Source organism: Thermostichus sp. OS-CIW-31 (genome assembly GCF_054060305.1).
Window position 1 is genome coordinate 45,884 of record NZ_JBSSDA010000010.1, and the last position, 25,171, is coordinate 71,054.

At 58.3% G+C, this 25,171-nt stretch carries 18 protein-coding genes and 2 pseudogenes; 8 read left to right on the forward strand and 12 right to left on the reverse strand.

The window, feature by feature from the left end:
* Positions 1-44: 44 nt before the first annotated feature.
* From ACVWY9_RS07620 to ACVWY9_RS07630, 3 genes are all read right to left on the reverse strand, one after another.
* On the reverse strand, positions 45-647 hold the full coding sequence (locus tag ACVWY9_RS07620; RefSeq protein ID WP_457387962.1) for an alkaline phosphatase: 603 nt from the start codon (positions 645-647) through the stop codon (positions 45-47).
* A gap of 276 nt (positions 648-923) precedes the next feature.
* Entirely contained in the window at positions 924-1,283 is a 360-nt protein-coding gene (locus ACVWY9_RS07625) for a hypothetical protein (RefSeq protein ID WP_457387963.1), read from the reverse strand.
* A 256-nt stretch (positions 1,284-1,539) separates the two neighbouring features.
* Positions 1,540-3,906 (reverse strand): transglutaminase family protein, encoded by a 2,367-nt coding sequence (locus ACVWY9_RS07630; RefSeq protein ID WP_457387964.1) that lies wholly within the window; start codon positions 3,904-3,906, stop codon positions 1,540-1,542.
* A 183-nt stretch (positions 3,907-4,089) separates the two neighbouring features.
* On the opposite strand from ACVWY9_RS07630, the gene uvrA reads away from it, so the two are divergent.
* From uvrA to ACVWY9_RS07655, 5 genes and pseudogenes are all read left to right on the forward strand, one after another.
* A complete protein-coding gene (uvrA, locus tag ACVWY9_RS07635; RefSeq protein ID WP_457387965.1) occupies positions 4,090-6,993 on the forward strand; it encodes an excinuclease ABC subunit UvrA in 2,904 nt (967 codons plus the stop codon).
* A 223-nt stretch (positions 6,994-7,216) separates the two neighbouring features.
* The gene (locus ACVWY9_RS07640) at positions 7,217-9,457 is read left to right on the forward strand and encodes a WD40 repeat domain-containing serine/threonine-protein kinase (RefSeq protein ID WP_457387966.1); all 2,241 of its coding nucleotides are present in this window, start codon (positions 7,217-7,219) and stop codon (positions 9,455-9,457) included.
* A gap of 102 nt (positions 9,458-9,559) precedes the next feature.
* Positions 9,560-9,743: pseudogene (locus ACVWY9_RS07645) on the forward strand (hypothetical protein); the annotation flags it as partial.
* Between the two features lie 10 nt (positions 9,744-9,753).
* Positions 9,754-11,106, forward strand: a complete 1,353-nt coding sequence (locus tag ACVWY9_RS07650) for an NAD(P)/FAD-dependent oxidoreductase (RefSeq protein WP_457387967.1) — start codon at positions 9,754-9,756, stop codon at positions 11,104-11,106.
* A gap of 65 nt (positions 11,107-11,171) precedes the next feature.
* The gene (locus tag ACVWY9_RS07655; protein WP_457387968.1) at positions 11,172-11,879 is read left to right on the forward strand and encodes a glycerophosphoryl diester phosphodiesterase membrane domain-containing protein; all 708 of its coding nucleotides are present in this window, start codon (positions 11,172-11,174) and stop codon (positions 11,877-11,879) included.
* Between the two features lie 58 nt (positions 11,880-11,937).
* Here ACVWY9_RS07655 and mnmA read toward each other — a convergent pair whose 3' ends face one another.
* The 3 genes and pseudogenes from mnmA to ACVWY9_RS07670 form a co-directional block, all read right to left on the reverse strand.
* The gene (mnmA, locus tag ACVWY9_RS07660; RefSeq protein WP_457387969.1) at positions 11,938-13,044 is read right to left on the reverse strand and encodes a tRNA 2-thiouridine(34) synthase MnmA; all 1,107 of its coding nucleotides are present in this window, start codon (positions 13,042-13,044) and stop codon (positions 11,938-11,940) included.
* Positions 13,045-13,146: 102 nt separating this feature from the next.
* The gene (locus tag ACVWY9_RS07665; RefSeq protein WP_049749566.1) at positions 13,147-13,896 is read right to left on the reverse strand and encodes a HEAT repeat domain-containing protein; all 750 of its coding nucleotides are present in this window, start codon (positions 13,894-13,896) and stop codon (positions 13,147-13,149) included.
* 249 nt (positions 13,897-14,145) lie between these two features.
* Positions 14,146-14,329 (reverse strand): annotated as a pseudogene (locus ACVWY9_RS07670) (hypothetical protein); the annotation flags it as partial.
* 72 nt (positions 14,330-14,401) lie between these two features.
* Here ACVWY9_RS07670 and ACVWY9_RS07675 point away from each other — a divergent pair.
* Positions 14,402-15,286, forward strand: coding sequence for a hypothetical protein (locus tag ACVWY9_RS07675; RefSeq protein ID WP_457387970.1), 885 nt, complete (start codon positions 14,402-14,404; stop codon positions 15,284-15,286).
* Positions 15,287-15,507: 221 nt separating this feature from the next.
* On the opposite strand, the gene ACVWY9_RS07680 is transcribed toward ACVWY9_RS07675, so the two are convergent.
* A complete protein-coding gene (locus tag ACVWY9_RS07680; protein WP_457387971.1) occupies positions 15,508-16,095 on the reverse strand; it encodes a hypothetical protein in 588 nt (195 codons plus the stop codon).
* Positions 16,096-16,417: 322 nt separating this feature from the next.
* Between ACVWY9_RS07680 and ACVWY9_RS07685 the strand changes: the two genes are divergently transcribed.
* Positions 16,418-17,359, forward strand: a complete 942-nt coding sequence (locus tag ACVWY9_RS07685; protein WP_414357722.1) for a hypothetical protein — start codon at positions 16,418-16,420, stop codon at positions 17,357-17,359.
* 47 nt (positions 17,360-17,406) lie between these two features.
* Here ACVWY9_RS07685 and ACVWY9_RS07690 read toward each other — a convergent pair whose 3' ends face one another.
* The 3 genes from ACVWY9_RS07690 to selD form a co-directional block, all read right to left on the reverse strand.
* Positions 17,407-18,543, reverse strand: a complete 1,137-nt coding sequence (locus tag ACVWY9_RS07690; protein ID WP_457387972.1) for an ABC transporter permease — start codon at positions 18,541-18,543, stop codon at positions 17,407-17,409.
* A 142-nt stretch (positions 18,544-18,685) separates the two neighbouring features.
* Positions 18,686-19,183, reverse strand: a complete 498-nt coding sequence (locus tag ACVWY9_RS07695) for a hypothetical protein (RefSeq protein WP_414381897.1) — start codon at positions 19,181-19,183, stop codon at positions 18,686-18,688.
* A gap of 143 nt (positions 19,184-19,326) precedes the next feature.
* A complete protein-coding gene (gene selD / locus ACVWY9_RS07700; protein ID WP_414406871.1) occupies positions 19,327-20,394 on the reverse strand; it encodes a selenide, water dikinase SelD in 1,068 nt (355 codons plus the stop codon).
* Between the two features lie 117 nt (positions 20,395-20,511).
* On the opposite strand from selD, the gene ACVWY9_RS07705 reads away from it, so the two are divergent.
* The gene (locus ACVWY9_RS07705) at positions 20,512-24,009 is read left to right on the forward strand and encodes a DNA polymerase III subunit alpha (RefSeq protein WP_457387973.1); all 3,498 of its coding nucleotides are present in this window, start codon (positions 20,512-20,514) and stop codon (positions 24,007-24,009) included.
* A 37-nt stretch (positions 24,010-24,046) separates the two neighbouring features.
* Here ACVWY9_RS07705 and ACVWY9_RS07710 read toward each other — a convergent pair whose 3' ends face one another.
* Both ACVWY9_RS07710 and ACVWY9_RS07715 read right to left on the reverse strand, forming a co-directional pair.
* Positions 24,047-24,313, reverse strand: coding sequence for a glutaredoxin family protein (locus tag ACVWY9_RS07710; protein WP_457387974.1), 267 nt, complete (start codon positions 24,311-24,313; stop codon positions 24,047-24,049).
* 9 nt (positions 24,314-24,322) lie between these two features.
* Positions 24,323-25,150 carry a carbon-nitrogen hydrolase family protein gene (locus ACVWY9_RS07715; RefSeq protein ID WP_457387975.1) on the reverse strand — a complete coding sequence of 276 codons (828 nt, stop codon included), beginning with the start codon at positions 25,148-25,150 and terminating at the stop codon, positions 24,323-24,325.
* Positions 25,151-25,171: the final 21 nt, after the last annotated feature.

Sequence of the window (25,171 nt, forward strand, 5' to 3'; positions counted from 1 at the left end):
TTGTGGGGCAAACACCCGCCCAAGGCAGGTGACCACAGCAGACACTAGGGCTTCAGCTCGCTGGGGATGCGCTCCCCCCCGAAGAGCACGAAGTAGAGAATCCGATAAATGTCCGTGTTCAGGATCCCGGTGGTCGGCACCAGCTCTTGGGCCTTCAAGCCCGCAGCGCGAGCAATGACTCCACTGCCCACGTCATCTCCGCTAGCCCAAGCCACGGCAAAGGGAAAGCGCTTGCCATTCTTGTCAGGAGCAGAAATAAACGGCTTTGTGCCCGTGCCGTCAACTCCGTCAATGGGGGCACCACTGCCTTCGGGGTCAGTAGGGGGCAACGGCTCCTCGGCGGACTCGACATCCACCAACTGCATGCCACCGGCATTGCTGTCGCTGGTGGTGATCATGAAGGTCTTGGGATTCTTCTCGATAAAGTTGAGAATCACCCCGATGGCATCGTCGGCCCGCTTCATGGCCTCCAGGCAGCCAGAGGCATTGAGGTTGTTGCACATGTTATCAGTGCCCTCTTCTTCGATGACGGCGAAGAAGCCCTTAGGATTGCGGGAGATCCGCGCCAGGGCAAATTCGGTCATCTCGGCAATGGTGGGGGCGCTGGCGATGTAGTTGGGCAAGTTTTCTTTCCGCAACTGATACATTTACGCTGAACACTGCTGAACATCACTGTTCAACTATGCAGCGATAGCATTCTGTTTGTTTCCATTCGCGTTAGCGGGACGGAGTCCAAACAGAATGGCGGTATCCCGCAAAGCTTTGAGTAGAATACCCAAAGCGCAGTTTCCGTGTCGTCTTACTACCAATTTTCTGCTTTGCTTTGGCTACCATGTTGGCAGACTCGAAAGTAAACAGAAAGATCAACTGGTAGTAATCCGTACTGAACATATTATACATTATTTTCAGTATAGTTGAGCTTATTATTGACTAGAGTCATGCTCTTTGCCGTCCGGATCCAACCCAAAGCTCTTGGCGTGGACACGAGTTCCTGTGGCATGGGTCACCGCTCCGGCGTTGGAAGTTCCCCCAAGCTGGTCGAGAAGGTGCCCGCGATAGGGGGCAATCACGGGGAGACGATCCCAGTTCAGAAAGCCATCGGGGCCGTAGTGGAGAATGCGTGTAATGTCCCAGTGGGAAGCTGAGGTTCCATCTGGGTGAAAGAAGATTGCACCGTTGCCGGTTGGCTTAGGCGCCGCTTGAGCCACACTAGAGGAAAAAACTGACGAGGACAGCAGACACAAAGTTGCAGCCAAAGCCGCCCTCAAAGAATAGCTACGCATAGCTAACACGCCCTTGCTCGTTCGAAGCTGAACGTTGAAAAACGTAACACAGCTTCGGACGAGTTTGCAAGAGCAGAGCAACTTACCAGTGTGCGACGTGCCCAAAGTGAGTACGCCGCCTCCTGTCCCGCTATTCTGGCAGGCCAGCTTACGGGGTCTATAACTAACGTTAACTATCTCTTAACTGTCTCATAACTGTCAAGGCTTCTCGCAGGGCTTTTGGGGTACCTGCTCCAGGGCATAGCCGTCCTTCTGATCAGGCGGCTCTTCTGGGGGTTTTGGCCAGTGGCTGCCATGCTTGCCTAAGCTGTCTGAGTTGCTGCTGCCAGCGCTGCAGTTCCCCCACCTCCAACGGGATCCCACCGAAGCGCACCTCCAGGTAGCGCTCCAAGAACTGGATGGCCACCTGGGCTTGTGGTAAGTCGGAGTGGCGCAAGTGTTCCAGGCAGGCCTCAGGGCCTAGGTGGGCTGGGATCCCCACCGCCGTCGCCAGATCCCGCAGTTGCAGATAAAGCCTTGAGATAAGCTGGCGGCGCTGCTGCGACTTGGGCAGAGCTGCCGGACTCCAGCGCATCCCAGCAAAGGCCAGACTCGGTAGCAAGAGGCCAACCATCCAGGTGGGCCAGGGGGGCGGAGGCTGCCACAGGGATCCCATCACCACCCCATTGCCGGCAGTGGCCAACAGAATCCACCCCCCATCCTGCCAGCGCACGGCCTGATAGCGGCGGCGGCGACCCCAATAGGCCATGGATCCGGTGATCAAAACCACCCCCAACACCGGCAGGCCATTCTGCTGCAACGTTTGCCCCAAGGCAACCAGGCTGCGACGGAAGCCAGCACCGACATCCTCTCGATCCGGAGAGGCGGCTACAGCGCTAGCCAGCTCCTGGATCTGCCGCCAGATCTGCCGCTGGGTGGATAGGTCGTACTGGATGACGTACTTAAACCAGCGGAAGCGCAAGCTGTCGTAGAAATCTTGAAGGGGATCCCACCAGCTCTGCCGCTGACTAACATTGGCCTCTGCCGGCGTAGCGTCAAAGATGACCCAGCCGTAGGGGCCAAAGGGGATCTCCGTCCAGGAATGGGCGTCGGCATTGCGTACTGCCAGATAATTTTCCTGCGCCACCCAGCGCCCGCCCAAAAAGCCATTCACCATCCGGGCTGGGATGCCAATGCTGCGGGCCAGCACCGTCAGGGCTGTGGCGAAATATTCGCAGTGGCCCCGCCGATGGGTGAACAGAAAGGCTTCCAAAGGCGGTTCAGGGCCGGGATCCGGCAGATCGGTGGTATAGGCGTAGTTCTCCAGCAGGTAGTTCTGCAAAGCCGTCACCTTGCCAAAGACATCGGGGATCCCAGCGGTAACGTCTTCAGCCAAGGCGGGAATGCGCGGATCCAGGTCTGCTGGCAACTGCAGATAGGCTGCCTGTTGGACTGGCTCGAGAGCACTGAACAGCTCCGCGTGGCCTAGCCGGCGCAAGCGCGGGCTTAACTCCCTTGAGATCCGGCTCCGGGCGCGGTAAAGATGGGGCACCTGCCGAGGCAGAGAATGGCCAACATCTCCGGTCTCGCTCAGGATGAGGCGGCGATTCTGCCGTTGCCAAGCTTGTTGCACCGTCGCCGCTCCGCCCCGCTCCAGCCATTCCATCTCCACCAGCGGGGCCACCCCAAAAACGGTGTTGGTGACCAGCGGCTCCAGATAGATAAGCTGCTCCAAGGGGAGAAGCAGCAGGTCGGGAGCAGTGGGGATCAAGCTGGAGGCAGAGAGATCAAATACCCCTGCTGCGTTGGGGAAAATGGGGATGAAGCGGTCTAGCGTTCGCGACCAGGCCCGTCCATCGTAGCGATCGAAGCTGATCCCGCGCCAGTAGAGGGACTCCACACGGGGCGGCACCCCTGCCGGAAATTCCACCCGCATGACAACGGTGTTATCGGTTTTGAGGGTGCCGAATGCTCCCAGGCTGACTTCCTCGGCAAAGCCAGTGGTCATCACCGGCGAGCGGGCCTGGCGACCCAGAATTCCTAAACTGACCCGCGGGAACAAGAAAAACAAAGCCACGGACAGGATCACCGCCAGCAAAGCCAGGGATCCGAGAAAGCCCAAAAAGTTGAGGTTGATGCCACGGGTTTGGCTGGCTGCCTGCGGGTGCTGCTCTGCTTGCAGGCGCAGGTGGTAAAGGGTGAGGTTGATTAGCCCTACCCCCACGTACAGCAAAAACAGCAGCCCAAAGCTGATGTCTTCGTTGAACAGAGTGGCAATCGCCATCAGCAGCAGAGACAGCACCGCCAACTGAATGTGATCCGCCGCCCGTTCCCGCTGAAACAGCTTGGCCCCCGTTAGGTAAAGCACCAAGCCAATGGCCCCATCGGAAAAGGGAAGGATCCCGGAGATGACCAAAGCCAGCAGGCTAAGCAACACCGCCACCGTCAGGGGCATCCACAGGGGGGCATAGCGGGCAAAAGCAATCCTTGGCGGCTCCCAAAACCAACTGCAGGCCCCTGCGGCCAAGCAAACGGCAATGACCGGTGGCGACAGAGCCTGATCCCCCAGACAAAGGGCCGTGAAGGCGATCCCCACCAACAGGTAAACAAACACCTTTTGAACGGATGGCAGTGTCCAGGTCATGGCCCTTGGGATTCAATCCTTTCCAGCATAGCCAAGTCTTTTTTGCTACCGGTTTGCCCTCCCTGGGATCCCCTTCTGGACAAAGCGAAGAGCATTAGAATCGTTAGCTAAGAATCGTTAAGATTTTGTTACTCGCCGGTCTCGACGGGATGCCTGTGACACGCTGCGCGAAAAGGTGGTGAGATGTCCAGCCAAAACGAAATTCACGTGGTGGGGGCGCGGCAGCACAACCTCAAAAATGTCAACCTGCGGATCCCGCGGGATCGCCTGGTGGTGTTCACCGGCGTCTCCGGCTCTGGCAAATCTTCTTTGGCCTTTGACACCATTTTTGCCGAAGGGCAGCGGCGCTATGTGGAATCCCTCAGTGCCTATGCGCGGCAGTTTTTGGGGCAACTGGACAAGCCGGATGTGGATCGCATCGAAGGGCTGAGTCCGGCCATCTCCATCGATCAAAAGTCCACCAGCCACAACCCCCGCTCGACGGTTGGCACCGTTACCGAAATCTACGACTACCTGCGGCTTCTGTATGGGCGAGCTGGGATCCCTCACTGTCCCCATTGCAACCGGGTGATCGCCCCGCAGACGGTGGATCAGATTGTGGATCAGATCATGGCTCTGCCGGATCGGACGCGGTTTCAGTTGCTCTCGCCGGTGGTGAAGGGGAAAAAGGGCACCCATGCCAACCTGTTGCAAAGCTTGCGCCAGCAAGGGTTTGTGCGCGTGCGCATCGACGGCCAGGTGCGGGATCTGAGCGAGGAGATCGAGTTAGCCAAAAACAAAACCCACACCCTTGAGGTTGTGGTGGATCGGCTGGTCAAGAGCCCCGACATAGCGGAGCGACTGGCCGATTCTCTGGCAACCTGCCTGCGCCAGTCGGGAGGAATTGCGGTGGTGGAGCTGCTGCCGCGGGAAGAGGAGCGAGAACAGCTGCTGCAAAAGGTGGCCGAGTCGGCGGGGCAATACCTGAACGGCAAGCCAACGGAGCTGATTTTTTCTGAGCAATTTGCCTGCCCGGAGCACGGTTCGGTGATGGGCGAGCTGTCGCCGCGCCTGTTTTCCTTCAACTCGCCGATTGGGGCCTGTCCTGTCTGCCACGGGCTGGGTTTTGAGCCCATCTTCGACCCCGAGCGGATCGTGCCCGATCCCAAGCTCCCCTTGTACGCGGCCATCGCCCCTTGGGCAGAGCGGGAGAACCCCTACTATCTGGCTTTGTTGGCGGGAGCCGCCAAGGCTTTTGGCTTTGACCTCAGCAGCCGCTGGTGTGATCTCACCCCCCAGCAACAGCAGATCATCCTCTACGGCGCCGACCAGGAGGTCTACATCGCCGAGGCGGAATCTCAGTACCGAGGCCGGGGGTACTATCGCCGCTATGAGGGGGTGATTCCCCAATTGCAGCGGCACTACCAGGAAACCACTTCCGAAATCTATCGGCAAAAGCTGGAAGCCTACCTCACCTACCGTCCCTGTTCCGCCTGTGGGGGATCCCGTCTCAAGCCGGAAGCTCTGGCCGTGCGCATCGGCGGCTACCGCATTACCGATCTCACCGAGATCTCCATCCGCGACTGCCTGCACCGCCTGGAGCAGCTAAACCTTACCCCCCGCCAAGCGCAGATCGGCGAGCTGGTGCTGCGGGAGATCAAAACCCGGCTGCAGTTTTTGGTGGATGTGGGCCTCGACTACCTCACCTTGGCCCGTCCGGCCATGACTCTCTCCGGCGGCGAAGCGCAGCGGATCCGGCTGGCCAGCCAAATGGGCTCCGGCTTGACGGGGGTGCTCTACGTGTTGGACGAACCCTCGATTGGCCTCCACCAGCGGGACAACGAGCGCCTGTTGCAAACCCTGTTTCGCCTGCGGGATCTGGGCAACACCCTGATCGTGGTGGAACACGACGAAGAAACCATCCGTGCCGCCGATTACATCGTGGATATCGGCCCTGGAGCCGGGATCCACGGGGGGGAAGTGGTGGTGCAGGGATCCCTGGCGGACATCATGGCCTGCGAGCGCTCCATCACCGGAGCTTATCTTTCGGGGCGGCTGCGGATCCCTACCCCTGCGCAGCGGCGGGCTGGGAAAGCGGTTGCCCTCAAGCTCACCAATGCCCACAAAAACAACCTCAAGCACATCGATGTGGAGATCCCTCTGGGCAAGTTGGTCTGTGTTACAGGCGTCTCCGGCTCCGGCAAATCCACCTTGGTCAACGAATTGCTCTACCCTGCCCTGCAGCACCATCTTGGACACAAGGTGCCCCAACCCGCGGAGATGGGAGAACTTGAGGGCATCGAACACATCGACAAGGTGATCGTCATCGACCAATCTCCCATTGGCCGTACCCCCCGCTCCAACCCTGCCACCTACACCGGCCTGTTCGACCCGATCCGCCAAACCTTTGCCCAAACCTTGGATGCCAAGGCCAGAGGCTACCCATCCGGCCACTTTTCCTTCAATGTCAAGGGGGGGCGCTGTGAAGCCTGCAAAGGGCAGGGGGTGAACGTGATTGAAATGAACTTCCTGCCCGATGTGTACGTCACCTGCGAAGTCTGCGGGGGCAGCCGCTACAGCCGCGAAACCCTGCAGGTCAGGTACAAGGGCAAGAACATCGCCGAAGTCCTGGATATGACGGTGGGGGAGGCGCTGGAGTTTTTCGCTGCCCTGCCTCCTGCCGCCAAGATCCTGCAGACTCTGGCCGATGTGGGCCTCGATTACATCAAGCTGGGCCAGCCAGCTCCTACCCTCTCCGGTGGGGAAGCGCAACGGGTCAAGCTGGCCGCAGAACTGGCCCGCCGCTCCACCGGCAAAACCCTCTATCTGCTGGATGAGCCCTCCACCGGCTTGTCTTTTTACGATGTCCACAAGCTCTTGAACGTCCTGCAACGGCTGGTGGATACAGGCAACACCGTGCTGGTGATCGAGCACAACCTGGACATTCTCCGCTGTGCTGATTGGATTATTGACTTGGGGCCAGAGGGCGGCGACCGCGGCGGCCAGATCATCGCCGTTGGCACTCCAGAACAGGTGGCTGAGCACCCCGGATCCCATACAGGGCGATATTTGAAGCAGGTTTTGCAACAACATCCCCCAGGTCGCTGAGCAACTCAGCCTGCTCCAGGGAGAAAGTTGACCGAAAGCGGCTGTCGGGATCCCCTTTCGCTTTTTGCTCTGCTCACCTCAGCCATGGCGGTGGAGGACTGATGCGGCGAGGACTCTATCCCACCCAGGCGCTCCGCACCGTGAACGCAAGGGTGAACGGTTAGCCTGAGTCTCACGTCGCTATGGCATGATGGGTCGGAAGGAAAAGGTTCGCACTCTCCCCATGGTAGGGCAGACCCTGGGTGGCCGCTATCAGATCTTGGAAGCACTGGGATCCAGCGGACAAACCTACTTGGCACAGGATAGCCATCATCCTGAGCGGCTTCGGGTGGTGCTCAAACGCTGGCAGGCCGGCCAAAATGCTCCGCACCGCGAACACAGTGAGGACTCCGCCTCGCTACGGCATCTCTTTCAGCAAGAAGTGGCGCTGCGGGAGCACCTGGGATCCCACGAGGGTATCCCCCGCCTGTTGGCCTGCTTTGAGCAAGAGGGGGAGTTTTATTGGGTGGAAGAATGGGTTGAAGGGCCCACCCTGGAACAAGCTCTATTGCTAGGTAACGCAACCGAGAGGGGCCAGCTAACGACTCCGTCCCGCCAAATGCACTGCCATTGGGGGCACGACTGGACAGAGGCTGAGGTACGGGCCTTGTTGCAGGATGTGCTGCAAACCTTGGCCTTCCTGAATGGGGAAGGGGTGAGCTGCTGCAACCTGCAGCCCTCTCGCTTGATCTACCGTCAGGCGGATGGCCGATGGGTGTTGTTGAAGTGGGGGGGTGAGGAACAGGGTCTGGCTTTTTCCGGCTCTGGCTTCGGGAACCCCTATGGCCCCAGGCATTGCAGCGACCTCTATGCTCTTGGGCTGATTGCCCTGCAGGCCCTCTGCGGGATCCCGCCCCAGAAGCTGTTTCGCGACCCGTTGACGGGGGAGTTGCGCTGGCACGATCTGGCCTCTACTAGCGCTCCTTTTGCTGCTTTTCTGGATCGTTTGGTGAGCTGCAACCCACAACAGTGCTTTCCTTCAGCAACAGCAGCTCTGGCCGCTTTGCAGGCTTTGCCCCCCGCCGAGAGCCCCCCTGCCGCCGAACTCCTGTCCCAGCCCAGCCCTGTCGCCGCCGAGCCCTTACAGGAGCCAACCACCCCACCGCGTTCTCCGGTATCGCTGCGGGCGCGTCCCCGGATCCCACCGGTTTGGGCAGGAGGCAGCTTGGCGGCTTTGCTGGCGTTGACGGTGGCAGGGGTATGGCAGATGAGGGCGAACCTTGGCCTGCGGGGGGAGCCCAAGGATTCTGTCCCCCTCACGAGAACGGGATCCTCTGGCCCGGCAAAGCGCAACGGCCTGGGACTCCGTCCTACTCGCGAGAACGGTTCTCATGCCTCCGTCCCCACCGCCGTCACGGTCGCGGAAGCGTCGCGTAGCGATAACGACCCGGCAGACTGGGCCAAGTCTTTGCAGCTCAAGGCTACGCTGGAAGGCCCTGTCGCCGTCACTGCTCTGGCCATCAGCCCGGATGGAAATCTCCTTGCTGCCGGGGGAGACGACGGCGTGATCCGGCTTTGGGATCCCCAGGCTGGCCAACTGCTCCAGAGCTGGGCAGGCCACGAGGGATCCGTTGAGGCACTGGCCATCAGCCCAGATGGTACCTTTTTGGTGAGTGGGGGGGCAGACAAGACGGTACGGGTCTGGGATCTGGCGACCCTGGGGGATCCGGCTCTCTCGCCTGGGGATGTGCTGGCGCGGCTGCAGTTGCAAGGGCACACCGGGTTGATCAACAGTGTCGCCATTAGCCCCGATGGTCGTTGGATTGCCAGTGGCAGCGCCGACCGCACCATCCGCCTTTGGCAGGCCGACAACGGCCAGTTGATCCGCACCCTGGCGCCTCCCACTGCTGCCGCCCAGGAGACCCCTCAGAGGGCTGGCATTACAGCAGTGGCCTTTGGCCCAAGACCTACCCGTATGAATACTTCCCACCAATCTGAAGGGATCCCCCCTTGGATCTTGGTGGCCGCCAATGGAGATCCCACCGTTCACCTTTGGGATCCTGGCAGCGGGGCCTTGCTGGAAACCCTAAAGGCCGACTACCCCATCGAGCAGGTGCTTCTGAGCCCAGATGGCCGCTATTTGCTCGCTGGCAGTACCGGTGGCATCTTGGTCTGGAACTTGGGCACGGGATCCTTGGAGCGCACCTTGCCCCAGACTTTGTCCGGCTTGGCCGCCCTTGCCCTCAGCCCTGATGGCCGCTTGCTCGCCAGCGGCACCGATTACCGCGCTCACCAGATCAAGCTCTGGGATCTGCGCAGCGGAGAACAGTTGCGCACCCTGGGCGGCCAGACTTGGATGGTGAGCGTCTTGCTGTTTGGCCCCGGTCGCGGAAGCGTCGCGCAGCGATATGGACAGACCCTTCTCAGTGGTGGCGCCGATGGCTCAATTCGCATTTGGGGGCCAGCCGACCCAGCTCAGCCCTAGTGGGATCCAAGCAGATAAAATACTCGACGAAGAAGGGATCCCGGCAGAGCATGACTCTAGTCAATAATAAGCTCAACTATACTGAAAATAATGTATAATATGTTCAGTACGGATTACTACCAGTTGATCTTTCTGTTTACTTTCGAGTCTGCCAACATGGTAGCCAAAGCAAAGCAGAAAATTGGTAGTAAGACGACACGGAAACTGCGCTTTGGGTATTCTACTCAAAGCTTTGCGGGATACCGCCATTCTGGTTGGAAACAAACAGAATGCTATCGCTGCATAGTTGAACAGTGATGTTCAGCAGTGTTCAGCGTAAATGTATCAGCATGGGCAAAGTTGTCATCATTGGGGCGGGGCTGGCCGGCTTGGCTTGCGCCAAAGTGCTGAGCCAGGCGGGGTGGAGGGATGTCCTGGTTCTGGAAAAAAGCGACGGCCCTGGGGGGCGGGTGCGTACCGACAAGGTGGATGGCTTTCGCCTGGATCGCGGTTTTCAGGTGCTGTTCACCGCCTATCCCAAAGTGCGACAGCATTTGGATCTGGGCAAGCTCGATCCCCGTCCCTACCGGCCCGGCGCTATTTTGGCTCAACCCGGTCGCTGCTGGCTGTTGGGGGATCCCCTACGGGATCTGTCCAGCCTTCTCCCCTCTTTGCTCAACCCCTTGGCCAGCTTTGGGGACAAGCTCAAGGTGCTGCAATTGCGATCCGAGCTGGCGCGCCGCAGCCCGGAGCAGGTTTTTCAAGAAGGGCTAGGGGGATCCGATTGCTCGTTGCGGGAGTTTCTGGAGCAGTACGGCTTTTCCCAACAGATCTGCCAGCACTTTTTCTACCCCTTTTTCCGCGGGATCCTTCTAGATCCGGATCTGGGCAGTAGCGCCCGCCTCTTTGCCTTTTATTTCAAGATGATGGCCGAGGGCTCCATCGTCACCCCGGCCTTGGGCATGGGAGAACTGGCCCGACAACTGGCCGGTCACCTGTCCCCCGAACAGATTCGCTACCAAACCCCGGTGGAGCGCATCCTGGCAGAAGACGGGAAAGTGCGCGGGATCCGCACCGCCAAGGGTGAAGAGATCCCTGCCGAGTGGGTAGTTTGTGCTACTGATGCCCCTCAGGCACGGGCCTGGCAGGCGGAGCTGTGCCCTCAAGCCCCCACCCCCATTCCCACCCAGGGGCGAGCGGTGACCTGTCTCTACTTCTGCGCCCCCTTTTCCCTCAGCCGCGGCGCCTACTTGTACCTCAACGCCACCGGCCAGGGCTGGATCAACCATTGGGTCCAACTTACCCGCATCAGCCCGGCGCTGGCTCCTCCTGGCCAACACCTGTATTCGGTGGTGGTGCTAGGGGATCCCCCCTTGAGGGACGAGGAACTGGCCCAAGCCTGCCGGGCCGAGCTGCAAACTTACTTCCCCGTCGCGGCAGCGTCGCGTAGCGATAAAGCCCCCTTGGAGCAACTGCGCCTGCTGCGGGTGTACCGGATCCCTTTTGCCCAGTTTGTACAACCCCCCGGCTTTCAGCAGCATCTGGTTCCCACCTCTAGCGGCCTGCCGGGCCTCCTTTGGGCCGGGGAATACACCCACCAGAGCAGCCTCGAGGGGGCTCTCCGCAGCGGCGAGCAGGCAGCGGCGTGGATCCTCCAAAAATCCGCCTAGATCTGTACAAAGCAATACAGACTTTCTTAAGCCTGCTCCCAGAACCAAAGCCGGGATCCCGTGGTATGAAGGGGGTGAACTTGGTCGCCCACAGGGATCCCTCTGTCATGCAAAACGCTACCCTCAGCCCCATCCCGCTCCTGCAGCGGTCATTCGAGATGGCGGGCCCCATCTATGGGCCGCTGCTGATCCTGGCTTCTCCTGGCTTTATCATTCCCATCGTTGCGGAGCTGATCCCGCTTGCCGGGGGGATCCTCAACTTGGCCTATGGCCTGATCGGCCTGCCCATCCTGGCAGGGGCAGCCTTTTGGCTGGTGGATCAGCACTTGAAGCAGCGCACTCCTCCCCTGGGCAACAGTCTGGATCAAGCTGTCTCCAAGGCAGTGCCTCTGGTATTCGGCAGCATTCTGCTGGTGCTGATTGTCTCGCTGGGGATGCTGTTGTTTGTGCTTCCCGGAATCTACTGGGGGGTGAGGCTAGCTTTTACCCTCTGCGCGATTGTCCTGGAAGACAAAGGTGCCACGGAAGGGTTGGGCTACAGTTGGAACCTCGTCAGGGGCCGTTGGTGGGGGGTGTTTTGGGCATTTCTGGCCGTGGGTTTGATCTTCGGCATCGCGATCCTGATTTCGTTTTTTGTTGGGGGGATCCTGGGAGATACCCTAGGTGCGGCTGTGGTTGGGAATGCTGCCGCCACGGCAGTTGCGCCTATCCTCGATGTCTATACGGTGCTCCTGTTCCGATCCCTGCAGCAGCTGCAAGCGCAAGCAGCGTAGTTTGGCTTGCCCTCACCCCCAATCCTTCCTCCCTGGCGAGAGGGAAGTTGCAGTTGGCCTAGGGAGAAGGGCGCTCCAGGATCCCTCCCCCCAGCAGGAGATCCCCGCGGTACCAGACGGCGGCTTGGCCAGGAGTGACCCCAAACTGCGGCTCGGCAAACTGCAGCTTTACCCGCTCTGGCGATTCCGGGATCACCATGGCGGGCACTGGGGGGGTACGGTAGCGCACCTGAACCTCAACAGCCAAGGATGCCGTCGGCGCCGGGATAGAGACCCAGTTGACTTGGCTTACCCACGCTTCAGCCTGGGTAGCCTCCTCCCGTTCCCCCACGACAACGCGGTTCATGGCCGCATCGATGCGCACCACGTAAAGCGGACGGGAAGAGGCAATCCCCAACCCCTTGCGCTGGCCCACCGTGTAGTGGTGGATGCCCTCATGGGATCCCAGCACTCGCCCCTGGGTATCGACGATTTCCCCTGGCCTTTGCCCAAGGTACTGATCCAAAAAGCTCCGCATCGAGCCATAGGTTTCAATCAAGCAGAGATCCTGGCTTTCGGGCTTGTCGGCTGTAACCAGCCCGTAGCGGGCAGCCAACTGACGGGTTTGGGCCTTGGTGTACTCGCCCAAGGGGAAGAGGCTATGGGCTAGGTGCTCTTGGCTGAGGTCGTAGAGGAAATAGGACTGATCCTTTTGCCGATCCACCGCCCGCAGCAGTTGATAGCGCCCCGATTCGGTGTCCAAGCGCACCCGTGCGTAGTGGCCGGTGGCAATCTGGGAGATGCCCAGCTTTTCGCGGGCATAGGCCAGCAACGGGCCGAATTTCACCGTTTTGTTGCATTGGGAGCAGGGTAGAGGGGTAATGCCCTCCGCATAGCCGGCCACCAGATAGTCCACAATGTTGGCCTGAAACAGCTCGCGGCTATCCACCACATGGTGAGGGATCCCCAACTGCTCACAAACAGCTGCCGCATCCACCAAGCCTTCGGTGCAGCACTGGCCCTTCCCCCTCATGAGCCAGAGGGTGACCCCCTCCACGGCGTAGCCCTGTTCCTGCAAAAGGGCCGCCACCGTAGAGCTATCCACACCCCCAGAAAGGGCCGCCACAATGCGGGGCCGCGACGGGGATGCAACAGGTGAAACCGATGAGTGGGGGCTGATAACCATTGAGATAAGGGATCCTAGGAAAAGAAAGGCTCAGCCGGAAACAGAGGAAGCCTCTCTCTGGGGATTGGGGAACCCGGAACAAGCTGAGCCGGGATCTTTACCTTAGCCTTCCTCAGAATTGGCTGGCCCGGATCCCTTCTCAGGGGTGGTTTCTGAGATGCCCCTTTGCCGCAAGCGCCGCAGCGAATCCAGAGCCGCCGCCGCAACGCTATCGTGGGGATCCCTGGCCAGGTAGTTGAGAGCAGAAACGCTCTTGGGGGAAGGCAAATTGCCCAGCGCTTGGGCCAGCCGCTGCCGCACCAGCCAGTCTTCCGATTGGGCAAACCGCAGGATGTGATCCAGGGCCCGCGGATCCCCCAGTTCTCCCAAAGCTGCGATGGCCGCCTGTTGTAGCAGCTCTTCTGGCCCCTCCAACGCCCGCAGCAGCACGTCGTAAGCCCGCGGATCCTTCAAGTTCCCCAAGGCCACCGCGGCACTGAAGCGCACCAGCCATTCTACATCCTCGTAGAAAGCACGCACTAAAGCTTCAAAAGCCCGCGGATCTTCCAAGTAGCCCAGGGCACCTGCCGCGTCGGCGCGAATGCCATAATCCGGGTCTTGGGTGAGGATTTCCAGCAATTTGGGCAGACAGGCGTCCGTTTGCTTGATCCCCAGGGCAAAGACGGCAAAAGAGCGCACCTGCAGGTTCTCATCGTCGATGACCTGCAAAATCAGCGGCACCGCCTGCTCTGCCGGCACATCCCGCAACTGGGCCAAGGCCACCATCCGGTCTGCAGAACGCGGGCTGCGCAAGCGTTGAGCGATCTCCTGTAAACGGGCGGGGTTGGCGGGATCCAAAGCAGAGACAGTCATAGCGTTAACAAATATTTACAATCTTTCTTCAGTATGGCAAACGAGGCTGCGCTTGGACAGAGGCCGTCTTTGTCTGGCCCGGTCGGGATCTCTGGGGACATGGTGCCACTGTTTCGATCGACAAATCCTAGCACTGTTGTCGAGAAAAGCAGGTTGACTTGGCCCCATCACGAAGATTTTGGATATTTTGGTGGAGAGGATACGAGGCTGATACATTTACGCTGAACACTGCTGAACATCACTGTTCAACTATGCAGCGATAGCATTCTGTTTGTTTCCAAACAGAATGGCGGTATCCCGCAAAGCTTTGAGTAGAATACCCAAAGCGCAGTTTCCGTGTCGTCTTACTACCAATTTTCTGCTTTGCTTTGGCTACCATGTTGGCAGACTCGAAAGTAAACAGAAAGATCAACTGGTAGTAATCCGTACTGAACATATTATACATTATTTTCAGTATAGTTGAGCTTATTATTGACTAGAGTCATGCTCTCTCCCGGTGGTCTCTATGCTGAAATCGCTGCCTGCTCGCCCATTGTCCTGCTTTCTTGTAGCCGGCCTGCTGTTGGCAGGGGGCGTTGCGTTTTTGGCCCCCCGTTGGTTCCCGGCTCTGGCCAACGAACAGGCTGTTCCTGAGGCCGAACTGGCGCTTCGGCCCCTCTTGCCTCCGGGATCCCGGATCCTCAGCTCGCGGCGATTGAGCGACACAGAAGCGGAAATTTGGGTGGAGTCTCGGGGGGGAACCAGCCCTGTGATCATGCGGCTGAATGCTGCAGGGACTTGGGAACAGGATATGAGCGCCACCTTGGCCCGCGGAGCCAGCCAGATGCAAGCTCTCGCCCGGCAACAAACGGTGAACTTGCCTGCCGGCTTTGGCCAGACCGCCCCCGATCAACCCCCGCCGCCGGTGCCCTCCCTTCTGCAGGCTACCCAAGCTGCCTCTAGCCTGATCCCGCCAGTGGATCGAGAGCAGGAAACCCAGCGGGCCTTGAGTGGGGCTGGCCGTGTGGATCCCTTTGTGCCTCAAAACGTGCGTGCTCCTGAACCGCAGATTGTCCTGCCGCCCCTGCCTCCACCTCCGGTTTTGCCCCCTCCTGGCGACGGCAATGGCGCCCCTGTAGCCGTGGCTACCCCGATCCCAACGCCTACCCCTGACCCGGCTGCCTTTGCCCGCAGTGTACAGGTTTCCGGGATGATACAGATTGGCGGCGAGTCCTTTGCTCTGGTTTCTGGCCCAGGTGTCATTCCCTCTGTGGTGCAGGCCGGGCAAAACTACCAAACCGCCAAGGTGGCCGGAGTATCGGTGCCAGAGCGACGGGTTGTGCTCTCGGAAGGGGGAGAAACGGTCGTGAAGCAAATGGGAGACACCAGCGTGATTGTAGGTGCGCCCTAGCTTCAGCAGCAGCAAGACACCGACGGTAGAACGGGCTTATTCCAAGTAGCAGCCAACTAGCAGTAAAACAGTTGGCTGGCTTGATTCCCAACTCCCCCTTCCAGAGGGGCCGGGGGCAAGGGTCAGAGGCTACTTGAACGGGCTCGGAACAACCCTAGTTGGAAGATAGGAGTTGCCAGATCTCCAGATCCCGAGATCTTGGCGGCAAGGCCGAGAAGACTTCAAAAGCGGGGTTCGCTGCTGAGGCGGGAGGGCTGCTGTTTTAGGTAGCGCAAAAACTCCCGCAGCTCGGCGTCGCTGAGTTGGTGGCGAGATTTCTTCTGAAAGCGACGTTCCAAAAACTCTTGTCCTTCCTTGCGGCCCCAGCCAATGCGCTGCATCTCCACATCCGTTTGGGCAATGATGTCCGATAGGTCATCCCCATAGGCCGCCGGCTCACTTAGACCGGGCAGCTCTGGGGAACTTGGCTTTGCAGGGATCCCTATCGACTCGGGGGCTGGAGAAGCAGGGGAAGACTGAGCGTGTCCGTTGGCCAACTCAGGAGTTGGCAGATAAGGCACCCTGGCGGCAGCAGAATCCATGCCCAAACTCAAAGAGGAAGTGGGGCGACCAAATCCTGCGTGGTGGAGGGCGCGCTTCAAGGCAGCATCTTCCGCCTCTTCGACGGTGTTCGAGCCAGCCATGCCACTGCCCAAAACCGTGTTGTTCACCACCACCTGGGCTCTGATGATGTAGATCCCTTCTTCCACCCGCAACAGATCGGTGAGCAAACTGCCCATAGGGTACCGCTCTCGAAAGTCTTGGATCATGTTGGCGTCAGAACCTGTTGCTGCTGAAGCTCTGACTACAAGCTAGCCCGAAAGTTAACTTGGCATCCAGATCTCAATCCAATCCCACCCTCAATATCGACATTGAATTGATATATTGAATTGATATAAAGCGAGAGATCTCATTACAAGAGGGAGCTGTCCGAGCAGATAACATCCCGGCTGGTGAGGGTATGCTATGGCCAAGGAATCCAGTTATATTAAGCAAGCGTCAACCCACGTGGCTGGCTTGGAAAACCTGAATTATCAGCAGCTCAGCCTTGACTCTTAGCTCTATTGTCGGCGCCAAGACAGATGGGGGACTATGGCCAGCGATACCATCGGGGTCAGCTCAGCGAGTTTGGGACGGGCAGCCATTCGAGAGCGCAACTACGGCACTGCTTTGCAGTTGCTCCGGCGAGCTTATCGTGCGGATCCCAGCCCAGAGAATGCCCGTTGGCTGGCCACTGCCTATGAAGAAGCGGGGTACCTGCAATTGGCCGCTCTGTACCGAGAATTGGCCCAAGAGCGCAGGGAGACTCCCAAAGCGATTCAATTTCAGGCCCCCAAACCTCCCAGCACCCTTGAGGAGCTGAAGCAGCCATCTCCTGAACCGCCGGATCGCAAGACCATTCCCTTGCCGCAGCCGATCCCACGCCCAACCCCACCCGCATCTCCTCCGGATCAGCCAATTTGGGTTTACAAGCCCACCCCCATCGATCCCAAAAGCATCAGCCGCCAAGCGCCCCTTCGACCTCAAGCTGCAGAGCCTGCCCCTTCCCCTCAACCATCGGCGGAGAGGGACGACTATCTGCCGGTTCAGCACGCCCCGGATTTGAAAAACCCGCAGCAGGGATCCCCCTTTGTGCGGCGACTGAACCAACTGCATCGCCAGTTTAAGGATCAGCCCACAGCGGAACTGGCGCTACAACTGGCGGAAGCCTACGACGAGCAAAAGAACTTTAAAGAGGCCCAGCGCTACTACCGAGAGGTTTTGGATCTGGATGACTCTTGGCTGTTACGACCGATGGTGCAAGAGCGCCTAGAAGAGCTGCGGCAACTGCAGGAGCCAACAGCCGAACAGAATCCTTGGGCAGATCTCTCAGCCCAAAACTTGCTCAAGCTAGGAGAAAAGTTGGAACAGGAAGGGGAAGTGGCTCGTGCCGAGCAAGTTTACCGGCAGATCCTGAAAATGGATGCCACCCTGGATGTCCATGCTAAGGCTCGCAAGGGTCTAAACCGGCTCTATCCCGACGGAAAGCGGTGATTTGCAGGCCACTCCATTCCCCTCACTCGGCGCAATGGGGAAGCAGCTCACCCTTCCCGAGGATCGAGGGCGTCCCGCAAACCATCCCCCAGCAGGTTAAAGGATAGAGAGGTCAGCACCACCATCAAAGTGGGGGCCAGCACCAGCCAGGGCTGTAGGATGATCACCGAAGCGTTGGTGGCCAGCGAGAGCATGTTGCCCCAAGAGGCATCCGGCTGTTGGATCCCCAACCCGATGAGGCTCAGCACCGACTCTGCCGCAATGTAGCCGGGCACCGCCAAGGTTGCCGAGATCACCACATAAGTGGCTGTCTGGGGCAAAATATGCCGCACCAGCAGATACAGGGATCCAGCCCCGGCTACCCGCGCTGCCTGCACAAAGTCCCGCTCTCGCAAGGACAGCACCTGCCCACGAATCACCCTGGCTAGGCCCGCCCAACCCACAAAAGAGAGGATCACCACAATCACCAAGAAGCGCTCGGCATTGCTGAAGGGCACCCCGGTCAGCGGATTCACCTGCAACACCGCTGCCAGCGACACCAGCAGATACAGCGTCGGAATCGACATCAACACCTCTGCCAAGCGCATCAGGAGCGTATCCACCCAGCCCCCAAGGTAGCCGGATATGGCCCCCACCAGCAGACTAATGGGGAAAGAGATGCCAATGCCCACCAAGCCGATAAACAGGCTGACGCGCCCGCCATAGACCAAGCGACTGAAATAGTCCCGACCTTGATCATCGGTGCCCAGCAGGTGCAGCCGTGCCAGAGGTGGCTCTTCGCTGATTTGCGATCCCACTTGTCCTGCTTCTGCAACAGGCCGCAGCGGGACGGTGCCGAACAGATGCCGATTGGAGGGGATCAACCCCAACCAACGGTAGGGAGTACCGGCCACAAACAAGCGGATCCCGGCTGGACGGCTGGTATCCACCAAGAGCGGGCGTTCTCCCGTTTCCAGATCCACTGGCCCCTGGCGGGTTGGATAAACGTGGGGCCCAATCCAAGCGCCCGATTCATCCCAAAAGTGAATGGCGGTGGGCGGCAGAAGGGATCCCCCCGGCTGCGATTCCAGCGGGCTGTAGGGGGCAACGAACTCGGCAAAAATGGCGCAGGCGTAGAAAACAAGAAGAATGTAGGCTCCTGCTTGGGCCCATCGATTGCGGCGAAGCCGTTTCCACCACTGCATAAGGCAGAGATTCCAGTCGAGTCCAGTTGAACCAAATGCCAGCAGTGTAGCTGATCGTGTCTTGTTCCAGTTGCAGAGAGGGCTGCAAGGTGTCACCGATTCATGCTGGCAGGACGAGTCCCTTCCCCAGTCCAAGACAAGCTCAGCCTGCCAAGGAATAGCTGGGGCTGTAGAGGGCCGTCATCTCCATCCGCACCGCAGCAATCGTCTGGGGCAGCACCCCCACCAGCCGTGCCAAAATGTCATCGGGCAATTGGCTAACCAAATCCGCAGAGAAAAATTCCTCTAAGCTAAAGAGCAAAACCCGCGCCCGCTGGGCCGGCAAAGGATTGTCGGTGATTTGCTGCAGCCAACGCATCCAGTGCAGCCGCTTGGCATAGGCATTTTGCCGCTCTTGGTGGTCTTGCGGATGCAGCAAAACCACATCCCCAATGGGGACAACGCCGCCGGACTCCACATCCAATGGCCCCCCAACAGCAGCACCCGGCCCGGCAAACTCGGCATGAAACGTCTTGCAGATGATCAGGGCGTTGTGCCGCTGGGGATCCACCATCAGCAATTGCCCACTGCTGAGGGTTCGAATCAGCTGGCCAGGCTCAACTCGCTGAACCAGACTACGGCTGGGGGGAAGCTCGCTCATAGACCTCAGGATATCCTAACCTTCCCTTGCCTTACATGGTATCTTTAACTTTCTCAGAGCTGCTTGACGCAATCTTCATACTGAGCCCTCTATCGAGACTTTGCATGAGACTTTGCATGGTGAGTATTGCCAGAGGGTCTTCTTCAGGCTGCCGCTGGGCTGAGGCTGATCTTGCCGGTAACATGGATTCTGGTGTCTCCAGCTTGGCATCGGCCAATGCGACGGGCGTAGGGGTAGCCGGCACTGTGCAGCTCTTGCAAGAGGTCTGAGGTGTAGCCGGGATCCACCGCCACCAGCAAGCCCCCGCTGGTTTGGGGATCTGCCAGCAGCAGTTGCTGCCACTCGGGCAGGGATTCTGCCTGTACCCCCTCATAGCCCTGCCAATTGCGACGAGCCGCCCCTGGGAAGATCCCCGCCTCTGCCAGCGAGAGCGCTTCTGCCAAAAACGGAATGGAAGCCAGATCCAAACTGGCCCCCACCCCCGAGCCGCGACAGACTTCCAGCAAGTGTCCCACCAGGCCAAACCCTGTTACATCAGTCATGGCGTGAACTTGCGGTCGCCGAGCCAGTTGCGAGCCGATGCGATTCAGCTGGGTCATCACCTGCAAAACTTCCGCGTAGCCTGCCGCACTGAGCTGACCCTTTTTCAGAGCGGTGGTCATCACCCCGATCCCCAGCGGCTTGGTCAGGATCAGATCGTCCCCGGCTTGGGCCGTGGCATTGCGGCGAATGTGGTGTGGATGGGCCAAACCTGCTGCCACCAAGCCGAAGATGGGCTCCGGCGAATCGATGGAGTGCCCCCCTGCCAAAGGGATCCCGGCTTCTTGGCAAACCTGGATCCCTCCGGCCATGATCCCTTGGATGGCCTGCATCGGCAGGGTATTGACCGGCATGCCCAAAACCGCCAAAGCCAGAATGGGAGTGCCCCCCATCGCGTAGACATCGGAAAGGGCATTGGTCGCCGCGATCCGACCAAAATCCACCGGCTCATCCACAATCGGCATGAAGAAGTCGGTGGTCAAAATTAGGGCTTGGTGGTCGTTTAGTTGATAGACAGCCGCATCATCGCTGGTTTCAGCTCCCACCAACAAAGCCGGATTTGGGGATAGCAGGGGCACATCCTTAAGAATTTGTTGCAGCAGGGCCGGGGCAATTTTACAGCCGCAGCCACCGCCGTGGGAGTACTGGGTGAGGCGAATGGGAGCATCCATAGATTCAAGAAAAGGGAAAAAACATCAGCTGACTTTACTGTAGCGGCATCTGCAGGCAGTCGAGAAATGGACACGCTGAGTTAAGGTTAAAGGGATCCCACTATCCATAGCGTTGCCATGTCTTTTGTTCCTTTGCATCTCCACAGCGAATACAGCCTCTTGGATGGCGCCAGCCAATTGCCGCGTCTGATCGAGCAGGTGGTGGCTATGGGTTTGCCGGGGCTGGCCCTGACGGATCACGGTGTCATGTATGGGGCGTTAGAGCTAGTGAAACTGTGTAAAAGCAAAGGGATTACTCCAATCATCGGCAATGAAATGTATGTAATCAACGGCGATATCCGCGACAAAAGCCGCAAGTACCCCAAGTATCACCAAGTGGTTCTGGCCAAAAATACCCAGGGCTACAAAAACTTAGTGAAGCTAACCACCATTTCCCATCTACATGGCATTCAAGGGAAAGGGATTTTCTCTCGCCCCTGCATCAACAAAGAGTATTTGGTGCAATACAAAGAAGGGCTGATCGTCACCAGCGGCTGCTTGGCAGGAGAAGTGCCTCAAGCTATTTTGCAGCGGCGGCCAGAAATTGCCCGTGAAGTTGCCGCTTGGTACCAAGAGCAGTTTGGGGATGATTATTACATCGAGATTCAGGATCACGGTTATCAAGAAGATCGCTTTGTCAATGTGCAGTTGGTGCGCATCGCCCGCGAATTGGGGATCCCGATCATCCTCACCAACGATAGCCATTTTATTTCCTGCTGGGATGTAGAGGCCCACGATGCGCTGCTCTGCATTCAAACAGGCAAATCCCTTACTGAAAAAAATCGCCTTCGCTACACCGGAACCGAATACCTGAAAAGCTCAGAAGAGATGCGCCGTCTCTGCCGTGACCATTTGGAACAGGAGGTGATTGACGAGGCCATCGCCAACACCCTGAAGGTGCTGGAAAAGATCGAGGGCTATGACCTATTTGGGGAAATGCGCATGCCCGACTACCCGGTTCCACCGGGCCATTCTGCCGATAGCTATCTCACAGAATTGGCCTGGCAGGGGCTGGCGAAGCGCTGCGGTGTTGCTCAGCCGGATCAGATCCCCCAAAACTACCAGGAGCGCCTGCGCTTTGAGCTGAACATCATCCAACAAAAGGGCTTCTCCAGCTATTTCCTGGTGGTCTGGGACTACGTTCGCTATGCCCGCGAGCAGGGGATCCCGGTGGGGCCGGGGCGAGGCTCGGCAGCAGGATCCCTGGTGGCCTATGCCCTACAAATTACCAACATTGACCCGGTTAAATACGGCCTACTGTTTGAGCGATTTCTCAATCCAGAACGTCAATCGATGCCGGATATCGATACGGATTTTTGCATCGAGCGGCGGGGAGAGCTGATCGACTATGTGACCCGCAAATACGGCCAAGAGCGAGTCGCCCAGATCATCACCTTTAACCGCATGACCTCTAAAGCCATTCTCAAAGATGTCGGTCGAGTCTTAGACATTCCCTACTCAGAAGCCGACAAAATGGCGAAATTGATCCCGGTATCCCGAGGCAAGCCCGCAAAATTGGAAGAGATGATTGGCGAGGATACTCCCGCTCCAGAGTTCAAAGAAAAATACGAGAAAGACCCAACCACCCACCGCTGGATCGAGCTGGCACGTTTGTTGGAGGGCACCAACAAAACCTTCGGGGTTCACGCTGCCGGTGTGGTGATTGCTAAGGATCCCTTAGATGAGATCGTGCCTCTGCAGTACAACAATGAAGGCCAAATTATCACCCAGTACTCGATGGAAGATATCGAGTCTTTGGGCTTGCTGAAGATGGACTTTTTGGGTCTGCGCAACCTGACGATGATTCAGCGGGCAGTGGAACTGATCCGAGAACACAATGGCGTCAATATAGATCTGGATAACCTACCCCTAGACGACAAGAAAACCTACCAGCTTTTGGAAAAGGGAGAGCTGGAAGGGATCTTCCAACTGGAATCTTCTGGCATGAAGCAGGTGGTGCGGGAGCTCAAACCTTCCAACCTGGAAGATATTTCTTCAGTATTGGCCTTGTACCGGCCAGGCCCATTGGATACGGGAATGATCCCCGACTTTATCGATCGCAAGCACGGTCGCAAACCGGTAACCTATGCCCACGAACTCCTCAAGCCCATTCTTCAGGATACCTACGGGGCCATCCTCTACCAGGAACAGATCATGCGCATTGCCCAAGACATGGCCGGATACACCTTAGGCCAAGCCGATCTGCTGCGGCGAGCGATGGGGAAAAAGAAAGTCTCCGAGATGGAGAAACACCGCGAGCAATTTGTACAGGGGGCAGCCAAGCGGGGTGTAAGCCAAGAAGTTGCCACAGAATTGTTTGATCAAATGATTGCTTTTGCCGAGTATTGCTTCAATAAATCGCATTCTACTGCCTATGGGTTGATTACTTTTCAAACAGCTTACCTCAAGGCCAATTACCCAACGGAATATATGGCAGCCTTGCTCTCTTCTGTGGGGGGAGATCAGGACAAGGTACAGCGCTACATTACCTATTGCTTGTCAATTGGGATCCAAATTCAGCCGCCGGATATCAACCGTTCTGGAATGGACTTTACTCCCCAGGGATCCAGCATTTTGTTTGGTCTGGGGGCAGTGAAGAATGTAGGGGAGGGGGCCATTCAAAACATTTTGGCTGCCCGTCAAGCTGATGGCCCCTTCACCTCTCTGGCGGATTTTTGCCAGCGGGTGGATCTGCGCATTGTTAACCGTCGTGCCCTGGAGGCCCTGATTTGTGCGGGCGCTTTTGATTGTATTTCTGGAAATCGTAAACAACTAATTGCCGATTTGGATCCCATCCTCAGTTGGGCAGCGCAGCGAGCCAAGTCCAAAGCCATCGGCCAAGCCAGCTTGTTCGATCTACTGGGGAGCAATAGCAGCGCCGGCAATGGATTTGTGGAGGCTCCGCGTGGGCCGGCTACTGAAGATTTTCCACCTCAGGAAAAGTTGAGGCTAGAACGGGAGCTGCTGGGGTTTTATGTCTCGGATCATCCGCTGCGGCGCATTCAGGAGCAAGCGCGGCTGCTGGCCCCTGTAAACCTAGCTGACTTGGGCGGCTGCGCAGCCGATGCCTCTGTGGGCGTTCTCGCCCTGGTGACTGCCATTAAAAATGTCACAACCAAGAAAGGGGATCGCATGGCCATTTTGCAACTGGAAGATCTCACCGGCAGTTGTGAAGCAGTGATCTTCCCCAAAACCTATGAACGTTTGCGCGGTTGCCTGGAGGTGGATCAACGGCTATTGGTTTGGGCCAAAGTGGATCAGCGGGATGAACAGGTGCAACTGATTGTGGAAGATTTACAACCGATTGAATCTGTTAGTTGGGTAACGGTGGAGATCCCTCTCGACTCTGCTGGGACACTGGAGGATCGATACCGTTTACAGACGCTAATCGCTCGCCAACGCTCGGAAATTAAAGAAGAAAATCGCATTCCTGTCGTGGCTGCCATCACCGCCCATCCCCATACCCTTTGGGTGAGAATGGGATCCCAATTTTGGGTTAAAAATGCCCAAGCCGCCGTTGAAGCCCTGCGTCAAGCCGGCTACACCGCCCGCAGCGAATCGCTGCTCTCTCCATAGGCATGGCAGAGAAAGCTCCGGCAACAGCAGGAGAAATTCAACGGAGCTGTTTCTCAAGCCAAGCCCGCAACTGGCTCACCGTCAGCCGAGGGGAAGGACGTGGCAAAGGTCGCTCGGGATCCCTTGCCAGAGTGAGCACGGGAACTTCCAGTTGGTATTGCTCCCACCAACTCGGGTTGGAGGTGATGTCGCGGACTTCCAGATCACGGATTTCGGGGATCTGCCGCAACTTCTCCACCAAGCTCTCGCAGAGGTGGCAGCCGGGCTTGCTGTAGAGAATCAGCGCAGGCCAAGGGGATGGCATAGCGGATCCCTAGCGGGTGACGGTGCAGGCCAGCCGACGGTGTTGTAGGGAAGGCATCTGCCGCCTGACCAACTGGAAACGCTCTGGGTTAATTTCAGCAATGGCCACCCCCGGTTTTTCGCCACCCGCATCCGCCAAGATAGCCCCCCAGGGGTCCACAATCATGGCGTGGCCATGACATTGCCGCCGCTCGTAGTGGGTGCCCACCTGGGCGGGGGCTATCACGTAACAGGTGTTCTCAATGGCCCGGCATTGCAGCAAAACCTGCCAGTGATCCCGACCCGTGTAGGCCGTGAAGGCGGCAGGGATGAGCAAAATCTGGGCTCCGCGATCCACCAGGGATCGGTACAGCTCTGGAAAGCGTACGTCGTAGCAGACCGACAAACCGAGGTTCCCCAGTTGCTCTTGCTCGCAGGTGACCACCTCATCTCCGCTGACCACCGTGTTCGACTCGCGGTAGGTATTGCCGTCGGGCAGATTGACATCGAACAGGTGGATTTTGCGATAGCGGGCCAGCTCTTTGCCGTCAGGGCTGTAGAGGGCAGCGGTATTGTAAACTTTGCCCTGCCCGTCCGGCACAGGATACCCTCCTCCCAAAATAAATACTTGGTAACGCTGGGCCATCTTGGCCAAAAACTCCTCCGCCCGCTCCGCAATCTCAGGAGCAAGGCGGGCTTTCTCGGCTTCCGGCCCCATGAAGGCAAAGTTTTCTGGTAGCGTCACCAGCTCGCATCCCTGGCGCACTGCAAAGTCGATCCACTCTTCCGCCTGCTGCAAGTTGCTGGCCAGATCGGGAATGCTGGTCATTTGAATGGCGGCTGCCAGATAAGAGCGCATAGACGGAAACTCCAAAGGATG